The organism is Plantibacter lichenum (genome assembly GCF_050587525.1).
Classification (GTDB): domain Bacteria; phylum Actinomycetota; class Actinomycetes; order Actinomycetales; family Microbacteriaceae; genus Plantibacter.
In genome coordinates, this window is sequence record NZ_JBOBFT010000001.1 from 412,975 (window position 1) to 439,948 (window position 26,974).

General features: G+C 68.7%; 17 protein-coding genes and 1 pseudogene. 11 read left to right on the top strand and 7 right to left on the bottom strand.

What is annotated here, in order from left to right; translation table 11 throughout:
• Positions 1 to 223: 223 nt before the first annotated feature.
• The 5 genes and pseudogenes from ACQ3HB_RS01835 to ACQ3HB_RS01855 form a co-directional block, all read right to left on the bottom strand.
• Positions 224 to 1,939 (bottom strand): annotated as a pseudogene (locus ACQ3HB_RS01835) (protoporphyrinogen/coproporphyrinogen oxidase); the annotation flags it as partial.
• On the bottom strand, positions 1,921 to 3,012 hold the full coding sequence (hemE, locus tag ACQ3HB_RS01840) for a uroporphyrinogen decarboxylase (protein ID WP_430917195.1): 1,092 nt from the start codon (positions 3,010 to 3,012) through the stop codon (positions 1,921 to 1,923). The pseudogene ACQ3HB_RS01835 and the gene hemE, both read right to left, overlap by 19 nt.
• Before the next feature lie 159 nt (positions 3,013 to 3,171).
• A complete protein-coding gene (locus ACQ3HB_RS01845; protein ID WP_430917197.1) occupies positions 3,172 to 3,792 on the bottom strand; it encodes a hypothetical protein in 621 nt (206 codons plus the stop codon).
• Between the two features lie 309 nt (positions 3,793 to 4,101).
• Positions 4,102 to 10,437: a ThuA domain-containing protein gene (locus ACQ3HB_RS01850; protein WP_430917199.1), complete on the bottom strand. Its 6,336-nt coding sequence runs from the start codon at positions 10,435 to 10,437 to the stop codon at positions 4,102 to 4,104.
• A gap of 535 nt (positions 10,438 to 10,972) precedes the next feature.
• Positions 10,973 to 12,331: an ROK family protein gene (locus ACQ3HB_RS01855; protein ID WP_430917201.1), complete on the bottom strand. Its 1,359-nt coding sequence runs from the start codon at positions 12,329 to 12,331 to the stop codon at positions 10,973 to 10,975.
• A gap of 392 nt (positions 12,332 to 12,723) precedes the next feature.
• Between ACQ3HB_RS01855 and ACQ3HB_RS01860 the strand changes: the two genes are divergently transcribed.
• Positions 12,724 to 14,172, top strand: a complete 1,449-nt coding sequence (locus tag ACQ3HB_RS01860) for a glutamyl-tRNA reductase (RefSeq protein WP_430917203.1) — start codon at positions 12,724 to 12,726, stop codon at positions 14,170 to 14,172.
• Between the two features lie 288 nt (positions 14,173 to 14,460).
• Here ACQ3HB_RS01860 and ACQ3HB_RS01865 read toward each other — a convergent pair whose 3' ends face one another.
• On the bottom strand, positions 14,461 to 15,039 hold the full coding sequence (locus ACQ3HB_RS01865; protein WP_430917205.1) for a DUF4190 domain-containing protein: 579 nt from the start codon (positions 15,037 to 15,039) through the stop codon (positions 14,461 to 14,463).
• Between the two features lie 185 nt (positions 15,040 to 15,224).
• Here ACQ3HB_RS01865 and ACQ3HB_RS01870 point away from each other — a divergent pair, with 185 nt between their 5' ends.
• The 3 genes from ACQ3HB_RS01870 (at position 15,225) to ACQ3HB_RS01880 (ending at position 17,421) form a co-directional block, all read left to right on the top strand.
• Positions 15,225 to 15,974: an alpha/beta fold hydrolase gene (locus ACQ3HB_RS01870; protein ID WP_430917207.1), complete on the top strand. Its 750-nt coding sequence runs from the start codon at positions 15,225 to 15,227 to the stop codon at positions 15,972 to 15,974.
• Between the two features lie 100 nt (positions 15,975 to 16,074).
• Complete coding sequence (locus ACQ3HB_RS01875; protein ID WP_430917208.1) at positions 16,075 to 16,839, top strand: lipase family protein; 765 nt, start codon at positions 16,075 to 16,077, stop codon at positions 16,837 to 16,839.
• 138 nt (positions 16,840 to 16,977) lie between these two features.
• Positions 16,978 to 17,421 (top strand): NUDIX hydrolase, encoded by a 444-nt coding sequence (locus ACQ3HB_RS01880; protein ID WP_430917210.1) that lies wholly within the window; start codon positions 16,978 to 16,980, stop codon positions 17,419 to 17,421.
• A gap of 214 nt (positions 17,422 to 17,635) precedes the next feature.
• Here the strand turns inward: ACQ3HB_RS01880 and ACQ3HB_RS01885 are convergent, their stop codons facing one another.
• Entirely contained in the window at positions 17,636 to 18,541 is a 906-nt protein-coding gene (locus tag ACQ3HB_RS01885; RefSeq protein ID WP_430917212.1) for a serine hydrolase, read from the bottom strand.
• Positions 18,542 to 18,949: 408 nt separating this feature from the next.
• On the opposite strand from ACQ3HB_RS01885, the gene ACQ3HB_RS01890 reads away from it, so the two are divergent.
• The 7 genes from ACQ3HB_RS01890 (at position 18,950) to ACQ3HB_RS01920 (ending at position 26,772) form a co-directional block, all read left to right on the top strand.
• Positions 18,950 to 20,239: a sugar ABC transporter substrate-binding protein gene (locus ACQ3HB_RS01890; RefSeq protein WP_430917214.1), complete on the top strand. Its 1,290-nt coding sequence runs from the start codon at positions 18,950 to 18,952 to the stop codon at positions 20,237 to 20,239.
• A gap of 6 nt (positions 20,240 to 20,245) precedes the next feature.
• Positions 20,246 to 21,223: a carbohydrate ABC transporter permease gene (locus tag ACQ3HB_RS01895; RefSeq protein ID WP_430917216.1), complete on the top strand. Its 978-nt coding sequence runs from the start codon at positions 20,246 to 20,248 to the stop codon at positions 21,221 to 21,223.
• A gap of 92 nt (positions 21,224 to 21,315) precedes the next feature.
• Positions 21,316 to 22,158: a carbohydrate ABC transporter permease gene (locus ACQ3HB_RS01900; protein ID WP_430917751.1), complete on the top strand. Its 843-nt coding sequence runs from the start codon at positions 21,316 to 21,318 to the stop codon at positions 22,156 to 22,158.
• Between the two features lie 5 nt (positions 22,159 to 22,163).
• A complete protein-coding gene (locus ACQ3HB_RS01905) occupies positions 22,164 to 23,768 on the top strand; it encodes a glycoside hydrolase family 3 protein (RefSeq protein ID WP_430917218.1) in 1,605 nt (534 codons plus the stop codon).
• Positions 23,769 to 23,899: 131 nt separating this feature from the next.
• The gene (locus ACQ3HB_RS01910) at positions 23,900 to 24,841 is read left to right on the top strand and encodes an N-acetylglucosamine kinase (protein WP_430917219.1); all 942 of its coding nucleotides are present in this window, start codon (positions 23,900 to 23,902) and stop codon (positions 24,839 to 24,841) included.
• 52 nt (positions 24,842 to 24,893) lie between these two features.
• Entirely contained in the window at positions 24,894 to 25,889 is a 996-nt protein-coding gene (murQ, locus tag ACQ3HB_RS01915) for an N-acetylmuramic acid 6-phosphate etherase (protein WP_430917221.1), read from the top strand.
• Positions 25,879 to 26,772, top strand: coding sequence for a MurR/RpiR family transcriptional regulator (locus ACQ3HB_RS01920; RefSeq protein ID WP_430917223.1), 894 nt, complete (start codon positions 25,879 to 25,881; stop codon positions 26,770 to 26,772). The genes murQ and ACQ3HB_RS01920 overlap by 11 nt, the downstream gene beginning before the upstream one ends.
• Positions 26,773 to 26,974: the final 202 nt, after the last annotated feature.

Sequence of the window (26,974 nt, forward strand, 5' to 3'; positions counted from 1 at the left end):
TCCGTTCATGATGCATCGGAACGTTGCAACTGTTCCAGCGTAGTCCGCGATGCGTTTCGCGCCACCTTCTGTGTCCGGGGTTGACAGAAATGCATGTCGCGCACGGCATATGATGCACGTTCCCTCCCCTCTTTCCGCCGAGGTGAGGCTTCCGGTCGTTCAGAACGATCTGGAACAACCGGAAGCCTCACCTCGGCAGCCCAGGCACGCGGGGCCGGTCGAGTCAGAGGGTCAGGGCGGCGTGACGGATGCGCTTCGCCGCGACGTGCGCATCGGGCACGACCGATGCGAGCCCCGTCCCGGACAGCCACCCACCCGTCACGGCGAGGTCCGGGACCTCGTCGACGAGGGCGCGGACGGCCTCAGCACGTTCCTTCTGACCACGAGCGGCCGCCGGCTGGGTCCCGGTCCACGACACACGATCGAAGCCCTGGACGCTCTCACGACGGAGCTCGAGCCCGAGCATCGCGGAGGCATCCGCGAGCGCGATCGTGAGGAGTTCCTCATCGCCGAGCGCACCCGTCGCGTTGGCCTCGCCCTGACGGCCGAACGACACCCGGACGACGTGCCGATGCGGGCCGGCCTGCTCGGCGAGCCACGACCACTTGGCCGTCGCATGCGTGAGCGCTTTCGCGTGCAGCTGCGACCCGGGGACCACGAGCAGCCCGGAACCGCGGGGAGCACTGTCGAGCGCGGGCTCGTCGATGACGATGGTGACGAGTTCGACGGGCGCGGGTTCCGGGGCTGGAGCGATGGCCGCGAGGTCCGCGGCGCCGAGCGCGACGTCATCGGCTCCCGAAGCGGCAACCTGGCGAACAGCCGCCGACTGCGATCCGGCGCCGTGCTCATCGTCCGCCGCGAGGAGGGCGAGGGACGGATCCGCGTCGGCGAGCAGATTGCGGGCGAGCGGTTCCGGCGTCGCGACGATCACGAGATCCGCCTCGAGGATGCGACCGTCGGTGAGCGCGACGTACCAGGCCGGGCCGTTCCCGGCAGACGAAGCAGACGAAGCGGACGAAGCGGCCGACGGTGCTGACGGCGCCGACGGAGCTGACGGAGTCCCTGCGACACGCGATGCAGCGCGCTCAGCCATCGACGGCAGACCGACATCGCCTTCACCCACGCCTTCGCCGTCCGCGTCGATGTCGAATGGCGTGCGCGAGATCCCGGTGACCGCGACGCCCGTGACGAGCGTCGCGCCCTTCTCGGTGAGCGCTTCGGCGAGCGCGTCGACGAGGACCGTCATCCCGCCGCGGAGGCCGCCGACGGCCGCACCAGCGGGAACGTTCTCACGCAGATCGGCGACCGCGAGCGACAACGCGCCCGTTCTCGTCATCGCCGCGTTCAGGCCGGGGGCTGCGCGTTCGACGTCGAGGTCGTCCGGCATCGCCGAATACACGCCGGAGGTGACGGGCGCGACGAGCAGGTCGTGCACCGCATCGCCCATCCGTTTGCGGACGAGTGCACCCAGATTGCGTTCCGTGCCGATCGTCAGAACCGGACGGACACGGTCCATGTACGCGCGGACGGCTCCGCCCCAGCCGATGATGCGGCGCACGTCATCGGCGAGCGGGTTGCTCGGGATGCCGAGGATGCCGGCCTTCGGGAGCGGCAGGGTGCGCGGCGTCTCGCCTGGACGGGCCGAGTGCAGCCACGCGCCGGACGGGTTCGGGCGGACCACCCGATCGCTGAGCCCCAATTGTTCGATGAGTTCCGCGACGGAACCGCCGCGGGTCGCGAAGCTCTCGGCGCCGACGTCGACCTTCAGGCCGGCGATCTCGGCGCTCGAGACGGCGCCTCCGAGGCGGGGACGGGCCTCCACCACGGTGACATCGATGCCGACGGATGCGCAATCGAAGGCGGCGACGAGCCCGCCGATGCCGCCGCCGATGACGACGAGACGCTTCGCGGGAGCCATCGTCAGCGCCAGTCCCACTCGTGGACGAGTTCGACGATGCGTGTGAGCACTGTCGGATCCGTCTCCGGGGGGACGCCGTGACCGAGGTTCAGCACGTGTGACGGGGCCGCCTTGCCGCGTTCGAGGACGTCGAGGACGTGCGCTTCGAGGATCGGCCACGGTGCGGCGAGGAGGGCGGGATCGACGTTGCCCTGCACCGGAACGTTCCCACCGAGACGGCGGATGCCCTCATCGAGGCCGAGCCGATAGTCGATGCCGACCACGTCGGCGCCGATGCCGTGCATCGCACCGAGGAGCTCGCCCGTTCCGACACCGAAGTGGACCTTCGGGACCGGCAGATCGGCGACGTGCGCGAGGGCACGAGCGGAGGCGGGAGCGACGTAGCGCTCGTAGTCCTCGAGCGAGAGCGCACCGGCCCACGAGTCGAACAGCTGAGCCGCGGAAGCCCCCGCGAGGACCTGTGCTCGAAGGAATCGGCCCGTCACATCGGCGGTCCACTCCATGAGCTTCGCCCAGGACGCCGGGTCGGAGTGCATGAGCGTGCGAGCGGCGAGGTGGTCCTTGGACGGACCGCCCTCGACGAGGTACGCGGCGAGGGTGAACGGCGCCCCGGCGAACCCGATGAGCGGTGTGCGGCCGTCACCGATCTCGCGGAGGCCTGCGACCGTGAGGGCGACGCCTTCACGGATGGATGCGAGACCGTCGTCGAGGGCTGCGGGGTCGAGGGCGGTGAGCGCGTCGACCTCGGCGGCTGTGCGGACGGCGGTTCCCATGACGGGGCCGCGGCCGGGGACGATCTCGACCTCGACGCCGACCTGCTTGAGGGGGACGACGATGTCGCTGAAGAAGATGGCGGCGTCAACGCCGTGACGGCGGACCGGCTGCAGGGTGATCTCGCTCGCCATGGCCGGGTCGAGGCAGGCGTCGAGCATCGCGGTGCCGATGCGCAGCTCACGGTACTCGGGGAGCGAACGGCCTGCCTGGCGCATGAACCAGACGGGGGTCACATCGGGGCGCGTGCCGCGGTAGGCGGTGATGAGGCGGGTGTCGGCGGTCAGGCCGGACTGGAGCGGGTGTTCGGTGGGGAGGGTCACCCCTCCATCCTTCCAGACCCCGCTGAGCACTCCCCTCCCCTGCTTCCTCCCTCCCCCTTTCACAATTCCGGAAGTCCTGTGACAGGAGTGACGTGGCAACCGCTATCCGGACACACCAAGCGCTTTCCGGCCCAAGAGTTCCGGAATTGTGAAAACGGGTCAGGAGGCGGGGGTGGCCGGGACGCGACGGAGGGCGCGGACGACGACGGCGGCGAGCACCGACAGGGCGACGGCGATCGCGGCGATCCACAACCACATCGTGAGCGCGGAGCCGGACGCGGCGGCGGCATCGGCGGTGGAAGCGATCGTCTCCCCCGGCTCGATCGGCGCGGCGAGTGCCGTGACGGTCATGTCCACGGTGACGGTTGCGGAGCTCGGAAGGGTCGTGGCGACGGTGACCGCCCACTGGCCCTCCGGCAGGAAGGGTTCGGCGGAGACCCACAGTCCCTCGCCCTCCGCCGAGGAGATGAGCGGAACGGGACCGACGGTGGTGCCGTCGGGCGAGACGGCCGTCGCGACCGGATCGATGATCTCGGTCACGGCGTGGTGATCAGCGATGTACGCGGCACTCACGACGACGCCGCCGGCACCGTCCGGAGCGACGTCGAGTTGGAACGGACCGCCGTGGGCCGATGCCGCGCCGGCGGCCCCGAACACCCCGCCGAAGACGACGACGAGGCCGAAGAGCATCGCGAGGAGTATCCGGACGGCGCGCGCCGGGACGCGAATGGATGGAAGGAGCGCCGATGAGACGGCGAGGGATGCGGAGGTGCCGGACATGATGCGCCTTTCCGAAGGGGTGCTCCGGGGCCGTCGCCGACCCCGGAACACCGGAGATTCAGGTGGAATAGGTTCTGATGGAGCTGGGTCGAGCTGGTGGAACCGTGGATCCGATGCTGCCGACTGTTCACAACTCAGGAGAGGTGCGGCGTGTCGTGCCGCTCAGGCGGCGTGTCGTGAGCGACTCGCCGGAGGCGTCCTGAGTTGTGAACGCCCGCCCTTCGACAGGCTCAGGGACCGGGAGCCGGCCACCGGGCCACCGGGAGGTGACCCAGCGGCCCAGCGGCCCGGTGGCCCGAGGCCCGAGGCCTACTCGACGGAACCGGCCGCGTCGACTCCGTCCTCCCGACGACGACGGACGAGGAGGAGACCTCCGAGCCCGCCGAACAGCAGGATGATCGCGAGCGGCACGAGGGTGTCGACCCCGTTCGCTCCCGTCACGGAGAGCGAACCGGAGCCCGATCCGCCGGAACCGGAGCCCGAGCCCGATCCGGAACCGGAACCGGAGCCCCCGTTCCCCGTACCAGGACCGGGATCCACCGCGGCTGCGGTGATCGTGATGGCCTGGCTCTCGGCGAGCACGACGTCACCGTCGCGCACCACCACATGGTGTTCACCCGGGGTGAAGCCGATCGGGACCTGCACGGCGGTCTGGAACCCGCCCTGCTCGCCGACGGTCACGGTCGCGAGCTGCGTCGGGTCGGAGTAGAGCCAGACGCTGAGCGTCTTGCCCGCTTCGAACCCGGTGCCGCTCACCTGGATGAGCCCGCCCTGGACCACGTTCGTGGCGTTGACCACGATCGTGGGCACGGGTTCCGGCTGCTCCGTCGCGGTGATCGCGACGGTTCCGGTGGCGCCGATGTTGCCGGCGACGTCGACCGCGCGGTAGCTGACGGTCTCCGCTGCGGTTCCTCCGACGGTGAAGACGTCGGCGTAGGTGCGCCAGACGTCCGGTGCGTCGCCGCTCAGCCGGTACTCGATGCGGTCGAGGCCGCTCGAGGCGTCCTCACCGGTGATCGAGACCGTCCGGTCGGTTGCGGATCCGGTCGCGGTGGGGACGACCGTGTCGATCCTGAGCGTCCGTTCGGCGACGGGCGAGACGTGCCCGTCGTCGTCGATCGCTCGGACCCGCACCGTCGACTCGCCCTCGGTCGAGATGACCGTGGACGTTCCGAGCGGCGCCCAGGTGGTGCCGTCGGTCGAGACCTCGACCGTCACGACGCCGTCCTCGTCGGTGGTGGCACCGGTCGCGGTCACGGCGACCGCTTTCGTGTACCAGCCGCCGAGGCCGTTGGGCAGCGCGGGGTCGAGGGCGACCGACACCGTGAGCGTCGGTTCCTCTGGGTCGACGGGAGCTGCCGGGACCTCGAGGGCTCCGACGGCGCTCACGTTGCCGGCGCCGTCGGTGGCCCGGTAGGACACCGTCTGCGCCGTGCCGTCGACGGTGATCGCTGCCGTGTAGGCCAGCCATTCGCCATCGCCGATGCGGTATTCGATGCCGGCGACCGTGCTCGTCGCATCGCTCGCGGTGACGGTCACCGTGCGCTCCGCTCCGTTCACGGCGAGCGCGGCGTTCGCCAGCGGCACCGTCTTGTCGATCTTGAACGACACCGAGTCCGTGTCCGTCGTCTGGCCGGGAGCGGATGCACGGTACTGGACCGTGTGCTCGCCGTCGGTCGTGACGATGACGGGGCTCGTGTACTCGAGCCACCCTGCGCCGTCGAGGTTGAACTCGCGGTACACGGTGCTCGTGCCGCCACCCTCGTACGTCACCGCGACGGTGACGTTCTGGGTGTACCAGGAGCCGGTGCCGTTCGGGGTGACGGGTGCGACGGTCGCACCCACCGAGATCGGCGTCTCCGGTTCCTCCGCGCCGACCACGTGGAAGTAGTCGAACGCGGCGGTGTTGGAGACCTGGCCCTGCGCGGAGTTGCCGAGTGCGTACAGGCCCACCCGTGCTCCGCCGAGACCCGCGTTGGTCACTGTTTCAGTGATCTGGGTCCAGACGGTGCCGTCGGCCGAGTACCAGCCCGTGTAGGTGTTCCCCGACTTCGCGAGGCGCAGCCACACCTTGCCGTCGGCCGGGGCCGGGGCGTTGGGTTGCGGGTTCTGCACGGTTCCACCGATCTCGTTGCGGAGTTCGAGGTTGCGTGCGATCGGCGATCCTGCCTGGTTGGTGGCGACGAGGTCGAGCTTCACGTAGTTGTCGTCGTCTCCGTAGAGGATGAGCCCGCCCTGCTGGTACTGGCGGTCGAACTCGGAAGCGTCGAGCTTCGTCTCGATGACCCACTCGTCACCCTCGGGCTGCGCCTGCACGATGAAGTTCGGCACTCCGGTGTCGCCACCGTAGATGTCGCTCGGGGTCGTGTCGATGCGCAGGGCGCCGTCGGAGACGCGGTAGCCGGCTGGCTGCTCGTTGACGACGGACCAACGGCAGGCGTTGAGCGCCGTCCCGGTGAATTCGTCGTTGGGAGAGTCGGCCACGGCCGTGTCGTCCGGCGTGATCTGGAACCAGTCGAACTTCGCGTCGATCACCGGTGCCGGGGATCCGTCGTTGGCGAATGCCAGGAGACCGATCTTCGGGTTGGTGATGCCGGCGAGCTGCTTCGTCTCCGGCATCGACATGTAGGTGCTGCCGTCAGCCGAGTACGAGGCGTTGAGGTTGGTTCCGTCGCTCGTCATGCGGACGAAGAAGGTGTCCGGGAACGCCGCGCCGAGGTTGGCGGTGTTCGACGCCGCGACCTCGTTCGGTGTGCCGCCTTCTTCGCGGATGAACTGGAAGATGCGTTGTGCGGCGTCCGAACCGGTTCCCCGACCCTGGAGGACGAACTTCGCGTAGTTGTCGTCATCGCCGTACACGACGAGACCGGCCTGCTGGTACTGCGTGCGGGCTTCGAAGGTCACCTTGGTGGTGGCCTGCCAAGCGCCGTTCGGCAGGTCCTGCAGGGTGATGTTCGGCACGGTGCCGGGTCCACCACCGTAGATGTCGGTCTTCGACGCCGGGATCACGAGGCTGCCGCCCTGGACGCGTGCGTCCTGCGACGGGCGCACGATGCGGTTCCAGCGACCCGTGTCGAGCACGGTGCCGTCGAAGCCGTCGGAACGGCCGTTCAGGCACATCGAGTCGCCGGGGATCGTGACCGTGATGGTCTGGCGCTGCTCCGTGTAGGCCCCTTGGGCGTCCGCGACCCTGACGCGCAGCTCGTAGCTGCCCGGCTGGGTGTAGGTCACCTGCTGGGTGGAGGTCCCGTCGACGAATCCGCCGCCGAGTCCCGTGTCCCACTTGTAGCTGAGCGCTTCGCCTTCCGGGTCCGTCGCATCGACCGTGGCGTCCACGACGAGTGGGGCGGTTCCGGTCTTCGGGGTCGCCGTCAGTTTCACGACGGGCGGCGAGTTGGAGTCGACTCCGGTGCCGTTCCAGTTCATGTAGTTGACGTTGACGCCGCCGGAGGTGAGCACGAAGTAGACCGTGCCCGTCTCAGCGGGGAGCGGCTTGTCGAACTCGACGGTGAAGTCGGAGTACGTCTGCCAGTCAGGCGAACCGTTCTTGAGCGTCGGTGTGAAGGGCAGGTTGCCGAGGAGCTGGCCCGTCGCCGGGTCGTTCCACCTGACAGCGATGTTGCCGGGTCCGGCGAAGCCCTTCGCGAGCCGCATCGTGACGCTGTCCATCCCCTTCAGGTTGACGGGCGAGTAGGACCACCAGTCGTTCGTCTCGATGTTGCCGATGTTCTTGCCACCGCCGGCGACGTCGCTCGTGTTCTCGATCTTCACACCGTCGTCGGGTCCGCCCGTGCCGCCGACTCGACCGGTCTGGTCGAAGTACTCGGCCTCCATGTGCGTGGAGTTGAGGACGGTCGTCGCGTAGCCGGTCTGCGGCACGCCGACGGCTCCACCGTCGTCGGTGTAGTTGGCGTTGACGACCCAGAAGAGGTTCGCTTCGAGGCCGTGTCCGGCGTCACGCGCGGTCGGGAAGGAGCCCTCGCACCCGTGGATCTCACCGAAGTCGTGGTTGTGGGAGTCGTGTCCGAGCGCCGGGATGAGCTTGACGTTTTCGCAGTCGATCGGCCCGGACGCGTCCGGGTCGTTCACGGTGACCTTGTAGGCGACGTCGTCACCCCAGGTGAAGAAGCCACCGTTCTCGGGGAAGTCGATCGTGACCGTCGGGGTGGCGTTGCCGACGACGATGCGCACGTTCGCGATCGCCGTCTTGCCGTCCTCGTCGGTCACGGTCAGCCGTGCCGTGTAGTCGCCGTTCGTGGCGTAGGTGTGCGCCGGGTTGGGCGTCGTGGTGGTCGCCGATCCGTCGCCGAAGTCCCACTCGATCGTGAACGGCTTGGCGATGGGGTGACGGGTGCCCTCCGAGGAGAACTGCACGTCGAGACTCGGGCCGGGGCCGTTCGTCACATCGGCCGATGCCCGCGCGATGGGCGAGGGGTTGGCCTGCACGTAGTCGACGCGGTAGACGCCGGAGTCGGCGGTGTTGCCGCCGAAGTCGGAGCCCCAGTCGATGACGTACAGCGCACCGTCCGGACCGAACTCGAAGTCCATGGACTTCGAGAAGCCCTTCGCCGGGTCGAAGATGTCCGGGAGGATGCGGTTGATGTCCTGGATCTTCGAGTGGCGCGGGGTGTTGTCATCGGTGTCCTCGTTGAGTTGGAACGAGAACATGCGTCCCGTGTTCCACTCGGCGAAGATCGCCTTGCCGTCCCAGTAGGCCGGCCACTTCGTCTCGGACGGGTTGTCCTTGTCGTACTGGTACACCGGACCGCCCATGGGCGCGCCGCTGTTGCCGATCTCCTTGTAGATGGCCTCGGTGCCGTTCTCGGTCCACCATTCTGGGACGATGACGGGCGGGAGGTTCGTGAGTCCCGTGTTGTTGGGGCTCGTGTTTTGCAGGGAGGCCGGGTCGAATGCCGCACCGGACTGCTGCGTGCTGAAGTTGTAGTCCTTGTAGCACTTGATGCCAACGCAGTACGGCCAGCCGTAGTTGCCCGGCTTCTTCAGGATGTTCCACTCCACCGTGCCGCCGGGGCCGCGCTCGGCTTTCGCCTGGCCGGCGTCCGGGCCGTAGTCCGCGACGAGCAGGTTGTTCGTGTACGGGTCGAGGCCGATGCGGAACGGGTTGCGGAAGCCCATCGCGAAGATCTCCGGACGGGTCTTGCCGCTCTGGTCGTTCGCCGGGAACAGGTTGCCCTCCGGGATCGTGTACGAGCCGTCGGCGGTGGGCTTGATCTTGAGGACCTTGCCGCGGAGGTCGTTGGTGTTCGCGGAGCTGCGCTGGGCGTCGTAGTCCTGACGTCCGGCCCGCTCGTCGATGGGTGCGTAGCCGTCGGACTCGAACGGGTTCGTGTTGTCGCCGAGGGCGAGCACGAGGTTGCCGTCGTTGTCGAACAGCATGTCGCCGCCCGCGTGGCAGCAGGTGTTGCGCTGCGTGGTGACCTTCAGGAGGTCCTTCTCACTCGACGGGTCGAAGGTCTTCGTTCCCGGGTTGTAGGTGAAGCGCGAGATGCGGTTGTGCGGTCCGTCCGAGCCGACGTTCGCCGGAGCCCAGTAGGTGTAGACCCAGTTGTTCGTGGCGAAGTCCGGATCGAGCACGATGCCGAGGAGGCCGTCCTCGTTCGCCTGCGTCACGTTCAGCGAGAGGGCCGTTGTGGTCTCCTGCGACGCGGGGTCGATGCGCTGGACGCGACCGTTGCGCTCGGCGTAGAAGACCGTCGAGTCCGGCGCGATGTCCATCGCCATCGGGTTGCCCGTGTTGGTGTCGAGCGGGACGAGTTCGTAGCTGTCGCTCTGGGTGGCGTTGCAATCGGCGTTCTCGGCGCCGGCCGCGGTCGTGATGCCGCCGAGGAGGTGCTTCAGGAACGTCGGGTCCGTGTACGAGGCGTCGGTGTGCCCACCGCCGGTGTACCAGGAGCGTCCGCCGTCGTAGTTCTGGCACCACGAGGTGGGGTGGTCGATGCCCATGGTGCCGCCCGTGTACGACTTCTCGTCGAGGGACATGAGCACGTGGACGTCGTTCCGCGGGTTGGTCTTGAAGTTGTACCACTCGTCGTACCGGTCCCACGTGTCGTTCAGGAACTCGGAGGCGGGGTGGGCGTGATCCTCGACCTTGATCGTGGCGTTCTGCTCCTGCGGGTGTCCGCTGAAGTAGGCGCCGACGAGCTCGCCGTACCAGGGCCAGTCGTATTCGGTGTCGGATGCAGCGTGGACGCCTGCGTAGCCGCCGCCGTTCTCGATGTACTTCTCGAAGGCGGCCTGCTGCTCCTCATTGAGCACGTCACCTGTGGTGGACATCCAGACGACGACGTCGTATTGGGCGAGGTTCTCCTCGGTGAACGAGGAGCCGTCCTCTGTCGTGTCGACGGAGAAGTCGTTCTCGAGGCCGAGCTTCTCGACGGCTGCGATGCCCGCGGGGATCGCGCCGTGCCTGAAGCCTGCGGTCTTGGAGAACACGAGGACTTTGAAGTCCGGTTCGGGCGCAGCTTGCACCACAGGTGCGGCTTGCGCTTGGGCTGGCGCTTGGCCAGGGCTGGCGAACGCTGGTCCCGCCGAAGCCAGAACGCCCGTGGCGATCATGGCAACGGCGGCGAAGGAGGCGACGATGCGCTTCCTCAGCGTTCGTTGGGGTTGGAGAGCTTGGTTCAACGTGGTTCCACTCCTCGATACCGAGCGCGTCTGCGACACGCGGATGTGATTGCTCCGCCTGATCGGACCCTCGGACGCACGCGAGGCGTGCATCGGTCGACGCTGACCAGACAACTGCCGCCGATCGTATGGTGCCGGTTTGTTGCAAGTCAAGCGAAAAGGACGAATCGATATCAATCGCGATGCCCCCTGCTGCGCTGGCTCTGGCTAATCCGATCGATGTGCCCGCAAAATCAGGGGAATCAGGGACATCTCGGCAAAGTCGGTGGCGCGACCGGGTTTGTTGACCGAAAAGAAATACCGGCACGGGAGTACTCTCCGGATCCTGTGCAACCTGACCTAGGTCACTTCAGTCGGATCTTCGGCTTTATCTGGGAAAACGCATCCCTGGTGCGCCTGGAGGTGGTTGCCGTCGGGAATAGGTGCGCGTATCGCGATTCCGCGCTGTCGCCCGAATCGCCCCGAGACCGCCCAGGACACTGGCCGAGAGGCAGGCGGCGACAGGAGCAGGGCAGCTCACCGAAGAGCCGGGCGCTCAGGCGACGGGCACCATCGATCCAGCGGGATCCCGCAGCACGGGGGCGAACGCGAGCTCTGCGGCGCCCACGACGAGCAGGTCCGCGCCGAGCGACGAACGCGCGATGCGCACGGGCTCCCGCGAACCGAACATGACCGATCGGCTCACCGCCTGCTCCAGTCGATCCGACACGACCGCCGACACCGACCCGAGGAAACCGCCGAGCACGATGAGCGACGGGTTGAAGACGTTGACGGCGTTCCGGATCGTGATCGCGAGGAAATCGGCCTGTGCCTCCACGAGCTCCCGCAGCGCCGGGTCGAGGTGCTCCGGATCGGCGAACCGCTCGAGGAGGACGGCGTCGAGCTCCTCGGCGCGGGCATCGGTCAGGCCGACGGCGTCGAGCAGCGGGCCGCGCCGCACCTCGGTCTCCAAACACCCGGAGGAGCCGCAATGACAGCGCGCACCGTTCGTGTTGACGAGCGTGTGCCCGAGCTCCCCCGCATACCCGTTCTCCCCGGTCAGCAGGGTGCCGTTGCTGACGACTCCCCCGCCGATGCCGCTCGCACCGCCGTTCAGGTAGACGAGGTTCCGGATCCCGGCGCCCGCACCGAAGATGTGCTCCGCCAGAGCTCCGGCGGCCGCGTCGTTCGCCGCGAACACGGGCATCCCGAGCGCCTGCTGCAGCATCTCGGCGAGCGGTTCATCGCGCCAGTCGAGGTGCGGGGCGAGTTGGACGAGGCCGTCCGATGCCCGCACGAGACCGGGCACGGCGAGGCCGACGCCGACCGTCCGATAGGAGGCGTCGAGTTCGTCGCGCATGCCGGCGACGACGGCCGACACGATGTTCACGACCTCCTCCGCCGACGGCACGCGGAGGGTCTCGAAGCGGATGCGCTTGATGACCTGGCCACCGAGAGCGACGAGGCCGATCGTCACCGCGTCGAGCTCCGGGTTCACGGCGAGCGACACGACCTTGCGACCCGGGACGATCACGAGGCTGGGACGGCCGACGTGCCCGGCGGTGTCCGGCTCCGCCTCATCGACCAGTTCCAGCGCGACGAGTTCGCCCACCAGGGCGCCGATCGTCGACCGGTTGAGTCCGGTCTCCGCGGTCAGCTGCGCACGGCTGATGGAACCACGCGTGTGCACGAGTCGGAGCACCGCGGAGAGGTTGTTGCGGCGGACGTCGTCGAGGTTGTTGCCCCGAGTGCTCGTGCGCTGCGATGGCAGCTGCTGCGACTGCCGCTTCGACTGCGGTTGCGGTGGCTGCGGTTGCGGTTGCGGTTGCTGCGGTTGCGGTTGCGGTTGCTGCGGTGATTCCGGAGTTCGGGGAGCCTTCGACGGCTGCGGGTCGGAGACGCTGGTCTCGAGCACGCTGCACCACCTCCACCGGTTTCCGCTGCCGATGACGAGCATCGGGATCGTCGAGGTCGACGAACGATCGATATTATCAGCGGACCCACAACAAATTCGGCGGCTGCTCATCTGTGCAGCGAGCGCACAGGAAACCGGCAGCCTTCGGTCTGCTTCCCCGCCCCGTCGCATCGGGCCACTGCGCCCTACCCCTCTGCACCCGCCCCTCCTCGCCCCACCGGGGTGTGCACAATTCAGGACGATTTTCACAATTCAGGATGAACCGGCGGCGAGTCGCGCCGAAACCTCCTGAATTGTGCGGAAGTTCCTGAATTGTGGAAGTGATTCGGGCAGGGGCGGGCGAGGAATGGGCGGAGGGCATTCCGACAGTTGTCGGCGGGTAGACTCGACAGGTGCTCATGTGTGTGACGGCGAGCCATAAGAACGCCAGTTTCGACCTCCTCGAACGACTCTCTGTCGGCGCGGAGGGCGTTGCCGCGCGCCTGATCGAGCACCACGAGTGCATCTCCGGCGCAGTCGTCGTCGCGACCTGCAACCGCTTCGAGGCGTACATCGACCTCGACGACCCCGTCACGGCAGCAGCATCCGTCGCCTTCGAAGCGGCAGCCGATGCGATCAGCGAGACCACCGGCATCCCGTCGGCTGAACTCCGCGACGTCTTCGGCCTCTCCATCGGAACCGATGCGGCAGAGCACCTCTTCTCCGTCTCCGCCGGGCTCGAATCCGTCGTCGTCGGCGAGGGCGAGATCGCCGGTCAGGTGCGCCGCTCACTCGAAGCGGCCCGCGCGAACGGCACGACGAGCTCGGAGCTCGAACGGCTCTTCCAGCGCGCATCCCAAACCTCCCGCGGCGTCAAGAACCGTACGCCCCTCGGCCGGGCGGGCCGCTCCATCGTCCGCCTCGCACTCGATCTCGCCGAGAGTCGCGTGAACGACTGGGCCGAACAGCGCGTCCTCCTCGTCGGCACCGGCGCCTACGCGGGCGCGAGCCTGGCAGCCCTCCGCGACCGCGGCGTGACCGACGTCCGCGTCTTCTCACCGTCGGGCCGCGCAGAGCGCTTCGCCCGCTCGCACGACCTGTCGTGGGTCGATGCCGCGGAGTTCGCAGGCGAGACGGCGCGCGCCGACCTCATCGTCACGTGCACCACGGCCGACCACCACGTCGTCGATGCCGCGATCCTCCAGGCAGGCCGCGACCAGTTCGCCGCGCACGGTGCAGCGATCGCCGCATCACGGGCAATCGATGCTGCGGCGACGGCTGCCGAGGCGGCCCCGCTCTCCGCGGAGGAACGTCTCGCGGCGGTGCCGCACCCCGCGGTCGAGTGCCCCGTGGACCACACGTCATCGCAGCTCGTCATCGACCTCGGCCTCCCCCGTAACGTCGATCCGGACGTCGCGAGCGTCGCAGGCATCGAACTCCTCGATCTCGAGACCATCCGCATCCACGCACCGCTCGAAGAGCTCCAGGCCACGGAGGTCGCACGCTCCATCGTGAGCAACGCCGCCCGGAAGTTCGCGGCCGTCGCCGAAGAGCGCAGCCTGGAGCCGGCGGTCGTCGCGCTCCGGAGCCACGTGCACGCGATCGTCGACGCCGAGATCAGCCGCGCCGCAGCTCGCGGGGACGACGGCACGACCGCTCAGGCCCTCCGCCACCTCGCGGGCGTCCTCCTCCACGAGCCGACCGTGCGCGCACGCGAACTCGCCCGCAACGGCGATCAGATCGCGTACACCTCCGCGCTCTCCGCACTCTTCGGCATCGACGTCGATCCCGCCGCGGGTTCCGTCGCATCGGCCGATGCCTCCGACGACGTCGACGCGGCTGCGGGCTCCGCGGCCTCCTGATCCGCCCGGCCCTCCCGCGTCGTAGCGCAGCATCGCCGCGCACCCCCCCGCCCCTGGTGTGTTCACAACTCAGGACGGCCCCGGCGTGTCACGCCCGACTCGCCGTGGGCGAGGGCCGACACGCCGCGTCGCTCCTGAGTTGTGAACACCCGAGGGTGGACGGGCAGGCAGGGGCAGGCGGACAGCGGCAGGCGGCAAGGCTCAAGCGGCAAGGCTCAGGCACAACACAGAAGGGCACCGGCCGAAGCCGATGCCCTCCCGTCACGGCCGCGTGAACGGCCCTGGAACTCAGAAGTCGCTGTAGTACGAGCCGCTGCTCGCGAGCGACGCGACGAAGATGATCCAGAAGATCACGGCGATGATGCTGAGCAGCACGAACACACCGCTCACGATCGTGCCGGCGAGGGCGAGGCCGCGGCCCTGCTCACCCGTCTTCTTGATCTGGTTGAGGCCGATGATGCCGAGCACGAGGCCGACGAGCGAGAAACCGACGAACGGAGCGATGATCGACAGGATCGCCATCAGGTTCGTCTTCTGCGTCGCGGGCTGCGCGTAGCCGTAGGGCTGCTGGCCGTACGGGGCTGCGGGCTGTCCGTAGGCGGCGGGCTGACCGTACGGTGCGGCGGGCTGACCGTAGGGGTCTGCGGGCTGCTGGCCGTACGGAGCTGCGGGCTGGCCGTACTGGTCCTGCTGCGGAGCCTGCGCGGGCTGCTCGCCGTACTGCGGAGCCTGGGGCGCCTGCTCACCGTACTGGGGCGCGGGCGGAACCGGCGCCTCGTACGGAGCCGAGGGCGCTGCCGGCGGCTGCTGGCCGTAGGTCTCGTCGGGTTGGCCGGGGTTCTGCTGGCCGGAGTTGGGATCGGTCATTCTGGGCACCTCTGCACGTCTGGAGTCGTCGATTCGGGACTCATGGTCGCAACCGCTGAGCCATCATGTCAACTCACCCTACTCCGCATGACCAGCGGCTGACCGGGAGAACTCGGGGAGCGGCGCCGTCCTGCGTCCCCAGGCCGCCCAGCGGCACGTCCACAGCCGCCGATACACTGGCCCCCATGGCAGCTTCCGCGACCCGTGAATACCACGACCAGCAGCGGGTGACCATCATCACGGAGAGCGGCCTGCACACCGGGCCCGGCTTCGTGCTCGTCCACGGCATCGGGATGGGCCATCGCTACTGGTCGGAGCTCGCCGACGAACTCGACAAGCACGGCCGCGTCTACGCCCTCGACCTCCCCGGCTTCGGGGACGCCCCCGAACCGGCCGAAGCACTCGACATGCCTGCATCCGGCGATCTCCTCGCGAGACTCGTCCAGCATGAGCGCATCGCCCGCCCCATCCTCATCGGGCACTCGATGGGCACGCAGATCGTCGCGGAGGCGCTCGCCCGCCACCCGGACCTGTTCGACTGCGCCGTCCTCATCGCGCCGACCGTGAACGCCGATGAACGGTCACTCCACATGCAGGCGTGGCGGATGATTCAGGACCTCATGCACGCGAAACCGAAGGTCTGGTTCGTCGGCGCGGTCTACTACGTGAAGACGGGACCGCGCTGGTATCTGAAGAAGCTGCGCACGATGCTCGACCATCACATCGAACGGGTGCTCCCCCGCATCCGCGCGAACGTGCTCGTCATCCGCGGCGCGAACGACCGCGTCTGCCCGGAGGGCTGGACGAAACGGGTGGCGACGATCATCCCGCACTCGCGCTACGTGGAGGTGCAGGGTCGCGGGCACGAGACGATGATCACCGCCGCGTCGGATGTCGCCGGGTACATCGTGCGGCACGTGTCCGGCCGGCTGTGACGGGGCCGGCCCGGCGATCGACGAGGCAGACCGTTCCTAGTCCGCTCACGGCCGCGAACGACCCGGCGAGGTGCACAATGGACGAGGTGGAGGGGGATGCATGGACGAGCAGCCGTTGATCGAGGCCGATGACGTCACCACGACGGAGGAACCGCCCGTCGGCACCCGTCCGTCGCCGCTCACGATCGCGTGGGTCGTCATCGCCGACTACGCGTACGCGGCCGTCTGGCACGCTCGTGCCCTGTTCACGCGGGAGACGCCGAAAGCCTACGCTCGCGGCGATCGCGACAAGCCGTCGATCATCCTCATCCCCGGCGTGTACGAGACGTGGATGTTCCTGAAACCCGTCGCAGACCGACTCAACGCGGACGGCTACCGCATCAAGGTCGCTCGAGGCCTCGGCTACAACCGTCGTCCCATCCGCGACACCTCCGCGAGGCTCGCTCGCGCCCTCGCCCGCCTGTCCGCGAACCCGGCCGGCAGCATCGTCGTCGCCCACAGCAAGGGCGGACTCATCGGCAAGGACCTCCTCGTCACGGGCCGGGGGCACTCAGGCATCCGAGGCGTCGTGGCCGTGTGCTCGCCGTTCTCCGGCTCGCGTCTCGCACGCTATGTGCTGCTCGACCGCAGCCTGCGCGAGTTCGACCCGCAGGACGAGACGATCGTCGCCCTCAGCAGTGAGAACGGCGTGAACGGCGACATCGTCTCCATCTACGGCGAATTCGATCCTCATGTGCCGGACGGCAGCGTCCTCCACGGAGCGACGAACGTGCTCCTCCCCGTGTCCGGACACTTCCGGATCCTCGGCAGCCCCGAGCTCGTCGACGCCGTGCAGCACGCGGTCGACGGCTTCGCCGCAGAGTGACGACGAAGAGGCCACTCGGCTCGGCCGCCGAGGGCCGGAGCCTGTGGGCGCCGAGCGCGCGGGCGCCGAGCGCGCGGGCGCCGAGCTGATGGGCACGCGCCGGGTCGTGGAACGCGAGATGATCAAGGGGTGAGCACCATGCCAGACCAGCCCCTTCCGGATCAGCCCGTTCCGTCCACCGCGCTGCCGGACATCGAGGTGTCCGCGCTCGCATCGATCCGAGACCGTCGTGTGCTCATGGTGACGGCTCGCGGTCGCGACGTCCTCTACATGCCCGGCGGCAAGATCGATGCGGGTGAGACGCCCGCGGAGGCCGTCATCCGCGAGTCGCGCGAGGAGATCGCGGTCGAACTCGAGCCGGCGAGCCTCGAGGAGCTGTTCACAGTCGTGACGCAGGCGCACGGCGAGCCGGACGGACGGCTCGTGCGCATGCGGGTGTTCAGCGGGACGACCGCCGACGAGCCGATGCCGTCGGCCGAGGTGAGCGAGCTGCACTGGGCGTCGACCGCGGACCTGCACCGCTGCCCGCCCGCCGGTGGCGAGGTGCTGCGGCGTCTGGCTGCCGCGGGCCTCATCGACTGACCCGTGCCGTTTCACAATTCCGGAACTCCTCGTCCGGAAGGCGTGAAGGCCGAGCGGGATGTTCACAACTCAGGAGCAGTACGGCGTGTCGAGGCGGGGACGCGGCGTGTCGAGCGCGACACGCCGGGACGCTCCTGAGTTGTGAACAGGCACACCCGCCGAGAGGCCCAGGGACCGGGCCGGCGGGCTGGCGGGGCGGCGCCGCGGAACTCGACTAGTGGACGTACTCGAGGAGGTCCTGGCCGAGGACACGGAGCGCATCGACGACGCCGAGGCGCGTGCCGAGCTCCGTGTCGTCGAAGGTCGTGCACACGGCGTAGCTGACGGCGCCGCGCGGACCGCGGAGGATGCCGGCCTCGGCACGCACGCCCGCGCTCGCACCGGTCTTGTTGAACAGCTGGATGCCGTGATCCGGTTCACGATGCGCGAGCGGGTCGAGCCCGAAGCCGGAGGCGACGAGCGACAGGTCGGTGTTGAGCGACAGCCAGCCGAGGACGCGTCGGCTCGTCGTGGAGTCGACGATGTCGCCCGTCGCGAGCTGCTGGAAGAGCCAGGCGAGCTCCCGGGCGGAACCGACGGAGAGCTGCGGGGCGTCGTCGAGGCCGCGGTTGTCGCGAACGATGTCGAGGAGGGCGGTGCGCTTGAGGCCGATGGCTTCCGCACGCTCCCGAACGGCGTCGAGGCCGACGAGACGGAGCAGGACGTTGGTGGCGAGGTTGTCACTCGTGGCGCCGATGAGCGCGGCGAGGTCGGCGACGGGGAGCGCGGGGGCCTGGAGGTGCTGCCAGATGCCGGAGTCGGCGACGGCGTCGAGCGGTTCGCGGTCGAGGACGGTGAGGCCGCTGAAGTCGGGGTCGCCGAGACGGGCGGCGACCTCGATGAGGAGGAGCACCTTGCCGACGGAGGCCGTGGGGACGACGACGTGGTCGTCGACGGACATGAGGGCTTCGTCCGTGGTGATGTCGTTGATGCGGAGTGAGACCTGGACTCCGCCGGCGGCGAGTTCGCCGAGTGCGGAGAATCCGCGTGTGAACGGTTCGAGCTGCTCAGCAGCGCGATGACGCCCTCGGCGCGCGTTGCGCGACCGCCGACGCTCTGACTCTTGAACGCGTGATGCCACGGGTCGACCGAGCTCCTCTGCCTGTGGTGGTGTGCAGTGAGCTCACCCCCGGGACGCCCACCTGACGCTGCTGAGCGGACCCGTTTGCGAGGGCCCGATCCGTCGTCTCCACGGTATCGTAAGCGCCCTTCGAGCTTCCTGCCAATTCGGCCTGAGCGACACCCCGGGACACCCCGAATACCCCACGAATGACGGGCTTTTTCGGCGTTACTGATGGCCCCCTGATGACCCCCTGTGGGGTTCCTGTGGCGGCTCCCGTGAAACGGCCGGAGGTCCGGGAAGTAACAGCCATGTTTCGTTTCTGGAAAAAATTTGCACAGATCCCTAACTTATTGAATACTGTTTTCACAATCACCCATCAGGAAGCCAATGACGGTTCCTGACCATCCCCCATCGAGGAGACGCACCATGCAGAAGCGCACCCTCCCGCTCGCCATCCTGGCCACCGCAGCACTCGGGCTCACCGCCTGTGCCGGTGGAGGGACCGCAGGCGGGGACACCGTTGACGGCAAGGGCCAGACACTGAACGTCTGGATCATGCAGGGCACCAACCCCGACTCGGAGAAGTTCTTCTCCCAGGTCGGCGACGACTTCAAGAAAGAGACCGGCGCAACGCTCAAGGTCGAATACGTGCAGTGGGCCGACGCCCACGACCGCTTCGTGACCTCGATCGCCGGTGGCACCACCCCCGACGTCGCAGAGACCGGCACCACCTGGACCGCCGAGTTCGCCGACGCCGGCGCGCTCGCCCCCATCGGCGACCTCGTCGACAAGGCCGGCCTCAGCAAGGACCTCGTCAAGGGCCTCGTCCAGTCGGGCACCTACGACGGAGAGATGTACGGCATGCCCTGGTACGCCGGCGTCCGCTCCATCATCTACCGCACCGACGTGTTCGACGAGCTCGGCCTCAAGGCGCCGACCAACTGGGACGAGATCGTCGCGGACGTCGCGGCCATCAAGGCGGCCAAGCCCGACATGATCCCCTTCCCCGTTCCCGGCGACGCCGAGTTCGACACCTACCCGTGGGTGTGGGGCGCCGGTGGAGAGATCTCCGAGAAGAAGGGCGACAAGTGGGTCTCGCAGCTCGCGAGCGACAAGTCGCGCGCCGGCCTGCAGTGGTGGACCGACCTCGCCCTGAAGCACAACTCCTCCTCCGCAGGTGCGACCACCTGGAAGGAGACGGACGTCATGGACAACTTCCTCCAGGGCAACGTCGCCATGGCCGTCATGGGTTCCTGGACCCCCGCGACCATCGACCAGAAGGCTCCGGACCTCAAGGGCAAGTTCGCCGCCATCCCGATCCCCGGCGAGACGGGCGGCATCTCGCCCTCCGTCCTCGGCGGTTCGCACCTGTCGATGTTCGAGACCGCGAAGAACAAGGACCTCGCGTTCAAGTTCATCGAGCTCATGACCACGGGCAAGTACGCCAGCCAGTGGGCTGACGAGACCGGGTACTTCCCCGGCCAGACCTCGCTCCTCGACGAAGCCGTGAAGAGCGACGACCCGCTGGTCCAGCCCTTCGCGAAGCAGATGGTCGACGGCGGCGCCTCCGTGCCGGTCACGCCGAAGTTCGGTGCGGTCCAGGCGAAGAAGACCACCAACGCGATGATCCAGGCCATTCTCTCCGGAGCGAAGTCGGTCGACGAGGCGACGACCGACGCCGCCAAGGAGATGGACTCCATCATGAACGGCAAGTAGTCACCCGTGACCAAGTTGAACACCCCTGTTGCCACCCGCGAAGCTCCGGCTTCGCGGGTGGCCGCGGGCCCCTCCCCCTCAGCCAAGCGGCTCACGGTGCTCATCCGCACCCGGCCGTGGCTGCTGCTCGCGCCGGCGCTCGTCATCCTCGCGGTCCTCCTCCTGTGGCCGCTCCTCCGTGTCGTTCTCTTCTCTCTGCAGGACTACGGCCTGCGCCAGATCGTCAGCGGCAAACCCAACTTCATCGGCTTCGGCAACTACGCAGAGGTCTTCGGCAATGCGACGCTGTGGACCACGGTCCTCCCCAACACCGTCATCTTCGCCGCAGCGTCCGTCATCGGCACCGTCGTCCTGGGCACGCTCGTCGCCCTCCTGATGGCGTCCCTCGGCAACTTCTGGCGCACGATCGTCGGCAGCGCCATCATGGTCGCGTGGGCCATGCCCGCCGTCACCGGCACCTACGTCTGGGTGTGGATCTTCGACGCCGACCGCGGCATCGTGAACCAGACCCTCATGGGCCTCGGCCTCATGGACGAGCCGTACAACTGGTTCACGAACCAGTTCTCCTTCTACGGCATCGCCCTCATCAACGTCATCCACCACGGCTTCCCGTTCGTGGCGATCACCGTCCTCGCCGGTCTGCTGGGCGTCTCCAAGGAGATGCTCGAAGCCGCCGAGATGGACGGGGCCGGCGCGTTCCGCCGCTTCTTCCAGATCACCTTCCCGTCGCTCAAGCAGGTCTTCTCGGTCGTCATCATCCTGTCGATCATCTGGGACTTCAAAGTGTTCGCGCAGGTCTACCTGATGCCTGGCGGCGCAGGGTCCAACCGCGACGTCCTGAACCTCGGCGTGTGGTCGTACGTGGAGTCGTTCGGTCAGAACCGCTACGGCTTCGGCTCGGCGATCGCGGTCCTCCTGACCCTGCTCCTGCTCGTCGTCACCATCATCTACATCCGTGTCCTGATGAAGGAGGAGAAGCTGTGAGCGCCCCCACCCAGAACGGCACCGCACCGGCAGACGCCACCCGCACCATCACCACGAAGGCGTCGTCGGCCACCGACAAGCCGCTCGTGCCGATGCACCGCAAGGCGAGTGCACGGACCAAGCGGATCAACACGGGCAAGGCGATCGCGGTCGTCTTCCTCCTCGTCTTCACGCTCTTCCCCGCGTACTGGATGATCTCGAGCGCGTTCGATGCGAAGGCGTCGAGCGGCGGTCAGTCCTTCATCCCGAAGGAGTTCTCGTTCAAGAACTTCGAGTACGTCCTCACCACGGGCGGATTCGACATCTTCCTGCGGAACTCGGCCATCGTGGCCGGCGCGACGGTCCTCCTGTCCGCGATCGTCGCACTGCTCGCCTCGGTCGCCGTGGCGCGGTTCAAGTTCAAGTTCCGCACGACGGTGCTCCTGATGATCCTCGTGGTCCAGATGGTGCCGCTCGAAGCCCTCGTGATCCCGCTGTTTGTCCAGGTGCGCGACCTGCAGCTCCTCAACACGCTGCTCGGCCTCATCGTCGTCTACGTGGCGCTCTCCCTCCCGTTCGGGATCTGGATGCTGCGCGGCTTCGTCGCCGCCGTCCCGGTCGAACTCGAGGAGGCCGCGTTCATCGACGGCGCCAGCTGGTGGCGCATGTTCCGTTCGGTGCTCCTGCCCCTCGTGGCGCCCGGACTCGTCGCGACGAGCGTGTTCAGCTTCATCACAGCGTGGAACGAGTTCATCTTCGCGATGACGCTCCTCGGCGGTTCGACGGAGAACTACACGGTGGCGATCGGCCTCAAGCAGTTCTTCGGGCTCCACTCGAACGACTGGGGCTCGGTCATGGCCGCGTCCACGATCATCACCATCCCGGTCATGATCTTCTTCATCCTCGTGCAGCGTCGCCTCTCGGGCGGCCTCGTGGCCGGAGCGGTCAAGGGATGAGCGCCGTGGACGAGAACACCCTTGTGGACGACAGCACGCTCGATCCGGACGTCGCGCGTCTCGTGCGCGGAGTGCTGTGGCCGGGGTTCCTCGGCCGCAGCGCCCCCGAGTGGCTGCTGCGCGAGCTCGACGGCGGCCTGGCCGGCGTCGTGTACTTCGGCCAGAACATCGGGCCGGACGCCGCTGAGACGGCTGCCCTGTCGGCGACGCTCCGCGAGCACCGCCCCGGCATCCTCATCGGCGTCGACGAGGAGGGCGGCAACGTCACCCGCCTCGAGACCCGGACGGGTTCGACGCTGCCAGGGCACGCGCAGCTCGGCGCGCTCGACGACGTCGAGGTCACGAAGGCCGTCGGAGTGGAGATCGCTCGCCGACTCCGCGAGGTCGGCACGAACGTGGCGCTCGCACCCGTCGCCGACGTCAACACGAACGCGCTGAACCCCGTCATCGGGAACCGCTCGTTCGGGTCGACGGGCGCACTCGTCGCGCGGCACACGGCCGCCCTCGTCGAGGGCCTGCAGTCGGCCGGCGTCGCGGCGTGCGTGAAGCACTACCCCGGCCACGGTGACACCGCGAGCGACTCGCACCTGTCGCTGCCGCGCATCGAACTGCCGCTCGAGGACATCGAACGCGAGCACCAGCCGCCGTTCCAGGCCGCGATCGATGCGGGCGTGGCGAGCGTCATGACCGCGCACATCGTGGTTCCCGCCCTTCGACAGGCTCAGGGACCGGACGAATCGGTCACTGAGCTTGTCGCCCTTCGACAGGCTCAGGGACCGGACGAATCGGTCACTGAGCTTGTCGAAGTGCCGGCCACGCTCAACCCGGTCGCCCTCGACCGCCTCCGCGCGAGCGGCTTCGACGGCGCGATCATCTCCGACGCACTCGACATGGCCGCCATCCGCAGCACCGTCGGTTCCGGTCACGGCGGCGTCCTCGCCCTGCGCGCCGGCGTCGACCTGCTCTGCATCGGCAATCCGTCGAACCTCGGACCCAAGATGGGTGCGACGACCGATGAGGACGACTACCGCGAGGTCTTCGACGCCGTCTACGAGGCGATCCTGGACGGGTCGCTCGACCGGGCGATCGTCGAGCGGGCGGCTGACCGCGTCCGGGTCCTCTCCGCAGGCCTCGCCGACGTGCCGCTGCCGGAGGCGCAGTCGTTCTCGGGAACGATCGACGACGTCATCACGGTCACGGGCGATGTCACGATCGACGCGGATTCCGTGACGCTCCTCGATCTCCGCAACCGGCCGACCTTCGCGGTCGCCTCGGCCGCGGATCCGTTCGTCGACGCGCTCTCCGAACGGTTCACGGTCATCCGCGTCCCCGTCGGCGAATCGCTCGCGGACGGTGTAGCCACCGCCCTCGACTCCGCACTCGATGCGCTGGACGCGGCCGACGGCCTCGTCGTCGTGACGGACCAGCGCAGCATCGCCGGACCCCAGGGCGACGCGGTCGGTCGCATCGCCGAACGTCGCCCTGACGCAGTGCTCGTCGGCGTCGGGCTCCCGGCGACCCTCCCCACCGAGCTCGCCTCGATCGACTGCCTCGCCGCTTCCCGGCTCTCCGCCGATCGGGTCCGCGACCTCGTCGGCGGCACGGCGTGAACACCATCGTGACCGCTCCGGTCCTCCGGTCCGTCGCACCGTCGACGGACCGGACGACGGCGGCAGGGAACACAGGCCTTGACGGGGCCACCGGAACTACAGCACCATCAGCACCACAGACGGAACGGAACATGACGAACGACGAACTCGCGGTACTGGCCATCGACCTGGGGAAGACCTCCTGTCGGGCCCGGGTGACGATCGGAACGGGTGAAGCCGCGACGGTCCTCGCCGAAGCGCACGGCGCCGGCGCCCCCGGCCTCGCCGATCACGAGGGCGCAGAGCTCTCCGCGCGTGCCGTCCTCGACACGGTCGCCCACATCCCCGCCGACGTGCTCGCACGCGTCCGGCGCGTCGGCATCGGCGCTGCCGGCGTCGAAGCCGCACCGGAGGAGGTGGCCGCGTTCACCGCGGAACTCCACCGTGAGCTCGATGCGACGATCGCCGTCGTCAACGACGCCCTCGCCGCGCATGCCGGAGCATTCGCCGGCGGACCCGGCACCGTCCTCATCGCGGGCACCGGCGCCGTCGTCTTCGACGTCGATCGGCTCGGCGGCGTCCGCCAGATCGACGGCTGGGGCCCCTGGCTCGGCGACGAGGGAAGCGGCCGTTGGATCGGCCAGCAGGGCCTCGAAGCGGCGCTGCGTGCTGCGGACGGCCGCGGACCGGCCACACTGCTCGCGGCCGATGCGGAAGCCCTCGCCGGCTCCTTCGCCGCCCTCCCCCTGTGGGTCTCGCAGACGGGCGCCCCCGCCCGCCAGCTCGGCACCTTCGCCCCCACCGTCATCGCACGCGCCGAACAGGGCGATGCGGTCGCGGCGGACATCATCGACCAGGCGTGCACGCACCTCGCCGTGAGCGCCAACGCGGCATCGACGGGCTCCGTGTGCGTCGTGGGCGGCATCGCCTCCCAGCCGTACTTCGCCGCACACCTCCGCACGGCGATGGAGCGCATCGGCGTGGAACTCGTCGCACCGCTCGGAGACGCCCTCGACGGCGCACGGCTCGTGGCACTCGACCACGGCATCACCTACGACGGAAGGGTCGTCCGCGATGACGTCCGAGCGGCCTGAGCGCCAGTCGCTGCCCGAAAGCGCAGCGCGGCCTGAGCGGCCTGAGCACTCTGTGCTGCCCGAACACACTGCTCGGCCTGAAAGCCCAGCGCAGCCCGATCGCACGGCCCTCCGCGCCGAGCTCGCCACGCTCTCCACCGAGCAGGTCGGCGAGCAGTACCCCGACCTCGACGCGCTCGACACCGCGGAGCTCGTCGCGGCGATGAACGACGGCAACCGGTCCGTGCCAGACGCCATCGCTGCGGTCGAACCACAGATCAGCGCGGCGATCGACGGCATCGTCGAACGCCTCCGCCGCGGCGGACGACTCATCTACATCGGCGCGGGCACCGCGGGTCGCATGGGCATCCTCGACGCGAGCGAGGCCCCGCCGACCTTCGGTACCGACCCCGGCCTCATCGTCGGCATCATCGCGGGCGGCCCCGGAGCCATCCAGCAGGCCGTCGAGGACGCGGAGGACCACGCGCACGTCGGCCGCAGCGACCTCGAAGCGATCGGCGTCGGCCCGGACGACTGCGTCGTGGGCGTCTCCGCCTCCGGCCGCACCCCGTACGTCCTCGGCGCGATCGAGTACGCGAAGAGCGTCGGCGCCCTCACCGTCGGCATGTCCTGCAACGGCGGCTCGCCGCTCGGCTCTGGCGCGGACATCGGCATCGAGACCGTCGTCGGACCGGAACTCCTGACGGGCTCCACCCGCCTCAAGGCCGGAACCGCCCAGAAGCTCGTCCTCAACATGCTCTCCACCATCTCGATGGTGCGCCTCGGCAAGACCTACCGGAACCTCATGGTCGACCTCCGTGCGACCAACGAGAAACTCCGAGCCAGGTCCGAACGAACCGTTATGCTGGCGACGGGCACCGACGCCACGACGGCGTCGAGGGTCCTCGATGAGGTCGGAGGCTGGGTGAAAGCGGCGATCCTCGTGCTGTCCACCGGGCTGAGCGCCGCCGATGCGGTCACCACGCTCCGCGAGGGCGACGGCTCGCTGCGCACCGCCATCGAACACGCGACCGGCACCACCCCAGGCACCGGCGGTCATGTCGACTGACGCGCTCCTCGCGCTCCGGCAGGCCCTCCCCCGGCTGAGCGCAGCGGAGACGAGGGTGGCCGAGACGATCATCGAGACGCCGTCGCTCGTCGTCGAACTCACCATCACGGAGCTCGCGAAGGCGTGCGGCACGTCCCAGGCGACCGTCGCACGGTTCTGCCAGACCGTCGGTTACACCGGCTACCGCGAGTTCCGCGTCGCTATCGCCACCTCGACGAGCCGGGAACAGGCGGAGCGCGATCGGTTCGACGTGCACGAAGCCGACATCGACCCGGACGACAGCGTCGAAGCGGTCGTGGCGAAGGTCGCGTACCAGGAGGTGCAGGCGATCGAGCTGACCGCGAAGTCGCTCGACCTCACGGCGCTCGACGCCGTCGTGGACGCGGTCATCGCGGCGCCGCGCATCGACCTCGTCGGCTTCGGCTCGTCCGGTCTCACGGCCCAGGACCTGCACCAGAAGTTGTACCGCATCGGCATGGTGGCCAACTGCTTCACCGACGTGCACTTCGCGCTGCCCTCGGCCGCATTGCTCGGCGAGGGCGGCGTCGCGATCGGGTTCTCCCACTCCGGCGAGACGATCGAGACGGCGCACGCCCTCGAGGTCGCGAAGTCGTCCGGCGCGACGACCGTCTGCATCACGAACTTCCCCGACTCCCCCATCGCGCACGCCTGCGACCTCGTGCTCACGACGCAGGCGCGCGAGAGCCGATACCGGTCGGGGGCGATGTCCAGTCGCATCGCGCAGCTCGCGCTCGTCGACCTCCTGTTCATCCGGGTGGCGCAGCGGCGCTTCGACGCCGTCGCCGAGCCGCTCCGAGTGACGTTCGACGCCGTGCAGTCGCACCGCATCACGCCGGAGCCGCGGCGCGCCCACCGAGCGTAGGCGCCCGGCCTCTCCGCCGTACCCGTTCCCTGAGCATGTCGAAGCGCCCTGGTCACGGAGCCGCACCCGGTCACTGAGCCTGTCGAAGTGCCTGGTCACGGGGCCGGACCCGGTCACTGAGCCTGTCGAAGTGCCACCCATCGCGCATAACTCCTTCGATTCGCACCGGAGGCATCGCCGCGGCCGCAGAATTCCGGGCTTT

Coding starts and splice junctions, on each gene's coding strand:
- ACQ3HB_RS01900 (WP_430917751.1), top strand. CDS start 21,316: ATGCACCGCAAGGCGAGTGCACGGACCAAGCGGATCAACACGGGCAAG.
- ACQ3HB_RS01865 (WP_430917205.1), bottom strand. CDS start 15,039: ATGACCGATCCCAACTCCGGCCAGCAGAACCCCGGCCAACCCGACGAG.
- ACQ3HB_RS01910 (WP_430917219.1), top strand. CDS start 23,900: ATGACGAACGACGAACTCGCGGTACTGGCCATCGACCTGGGGAAGACC.
- ACQ3HB_RS01920 (WP_430917223.1), top strand. CDS start 25,879: ATGTCGACTGACGCGCTCCTCGCGCTCCGGCAGGCCCTCCCCCGGCTG.
- ACQ3HB_RS01880 (WP_430917210.1), top strand. CDS start 16,978: ATGCCAGACCAGCCCCTTCCGGATCAGCCCGTTCCGTCCACCGCGCTG.
- ACQ3HB_RS01870 (WP_430917207.1), top strand. CDS start 15,225: ATGGCAGCTTCCGCGACCCGTGAATACCACGACCAGCAGCGGGTGACC.
- ACQ3HB_RS01890 (WP_430917214.1), top strand. CDS start 18,950: ATGCAGAAGCGCACCCTCCCGCTCGCCATCCTGGCCACCGCAGCACTC.
- ACQ3HB_RS01845 (WP_430917197.1), bottom strand. CDS start 3,792: ATGTCCGGCACCTCCGCATCCCTCGCCGTCTCATCGGCGCTCCTTCCA.
- ACQ3HB_RS01875 (WP_430917208.1), top strand. CDS start 16,075: ATGGACGAGCAGCCGTTGATCGAGGCCGATGACGTCACCACGACGGAG.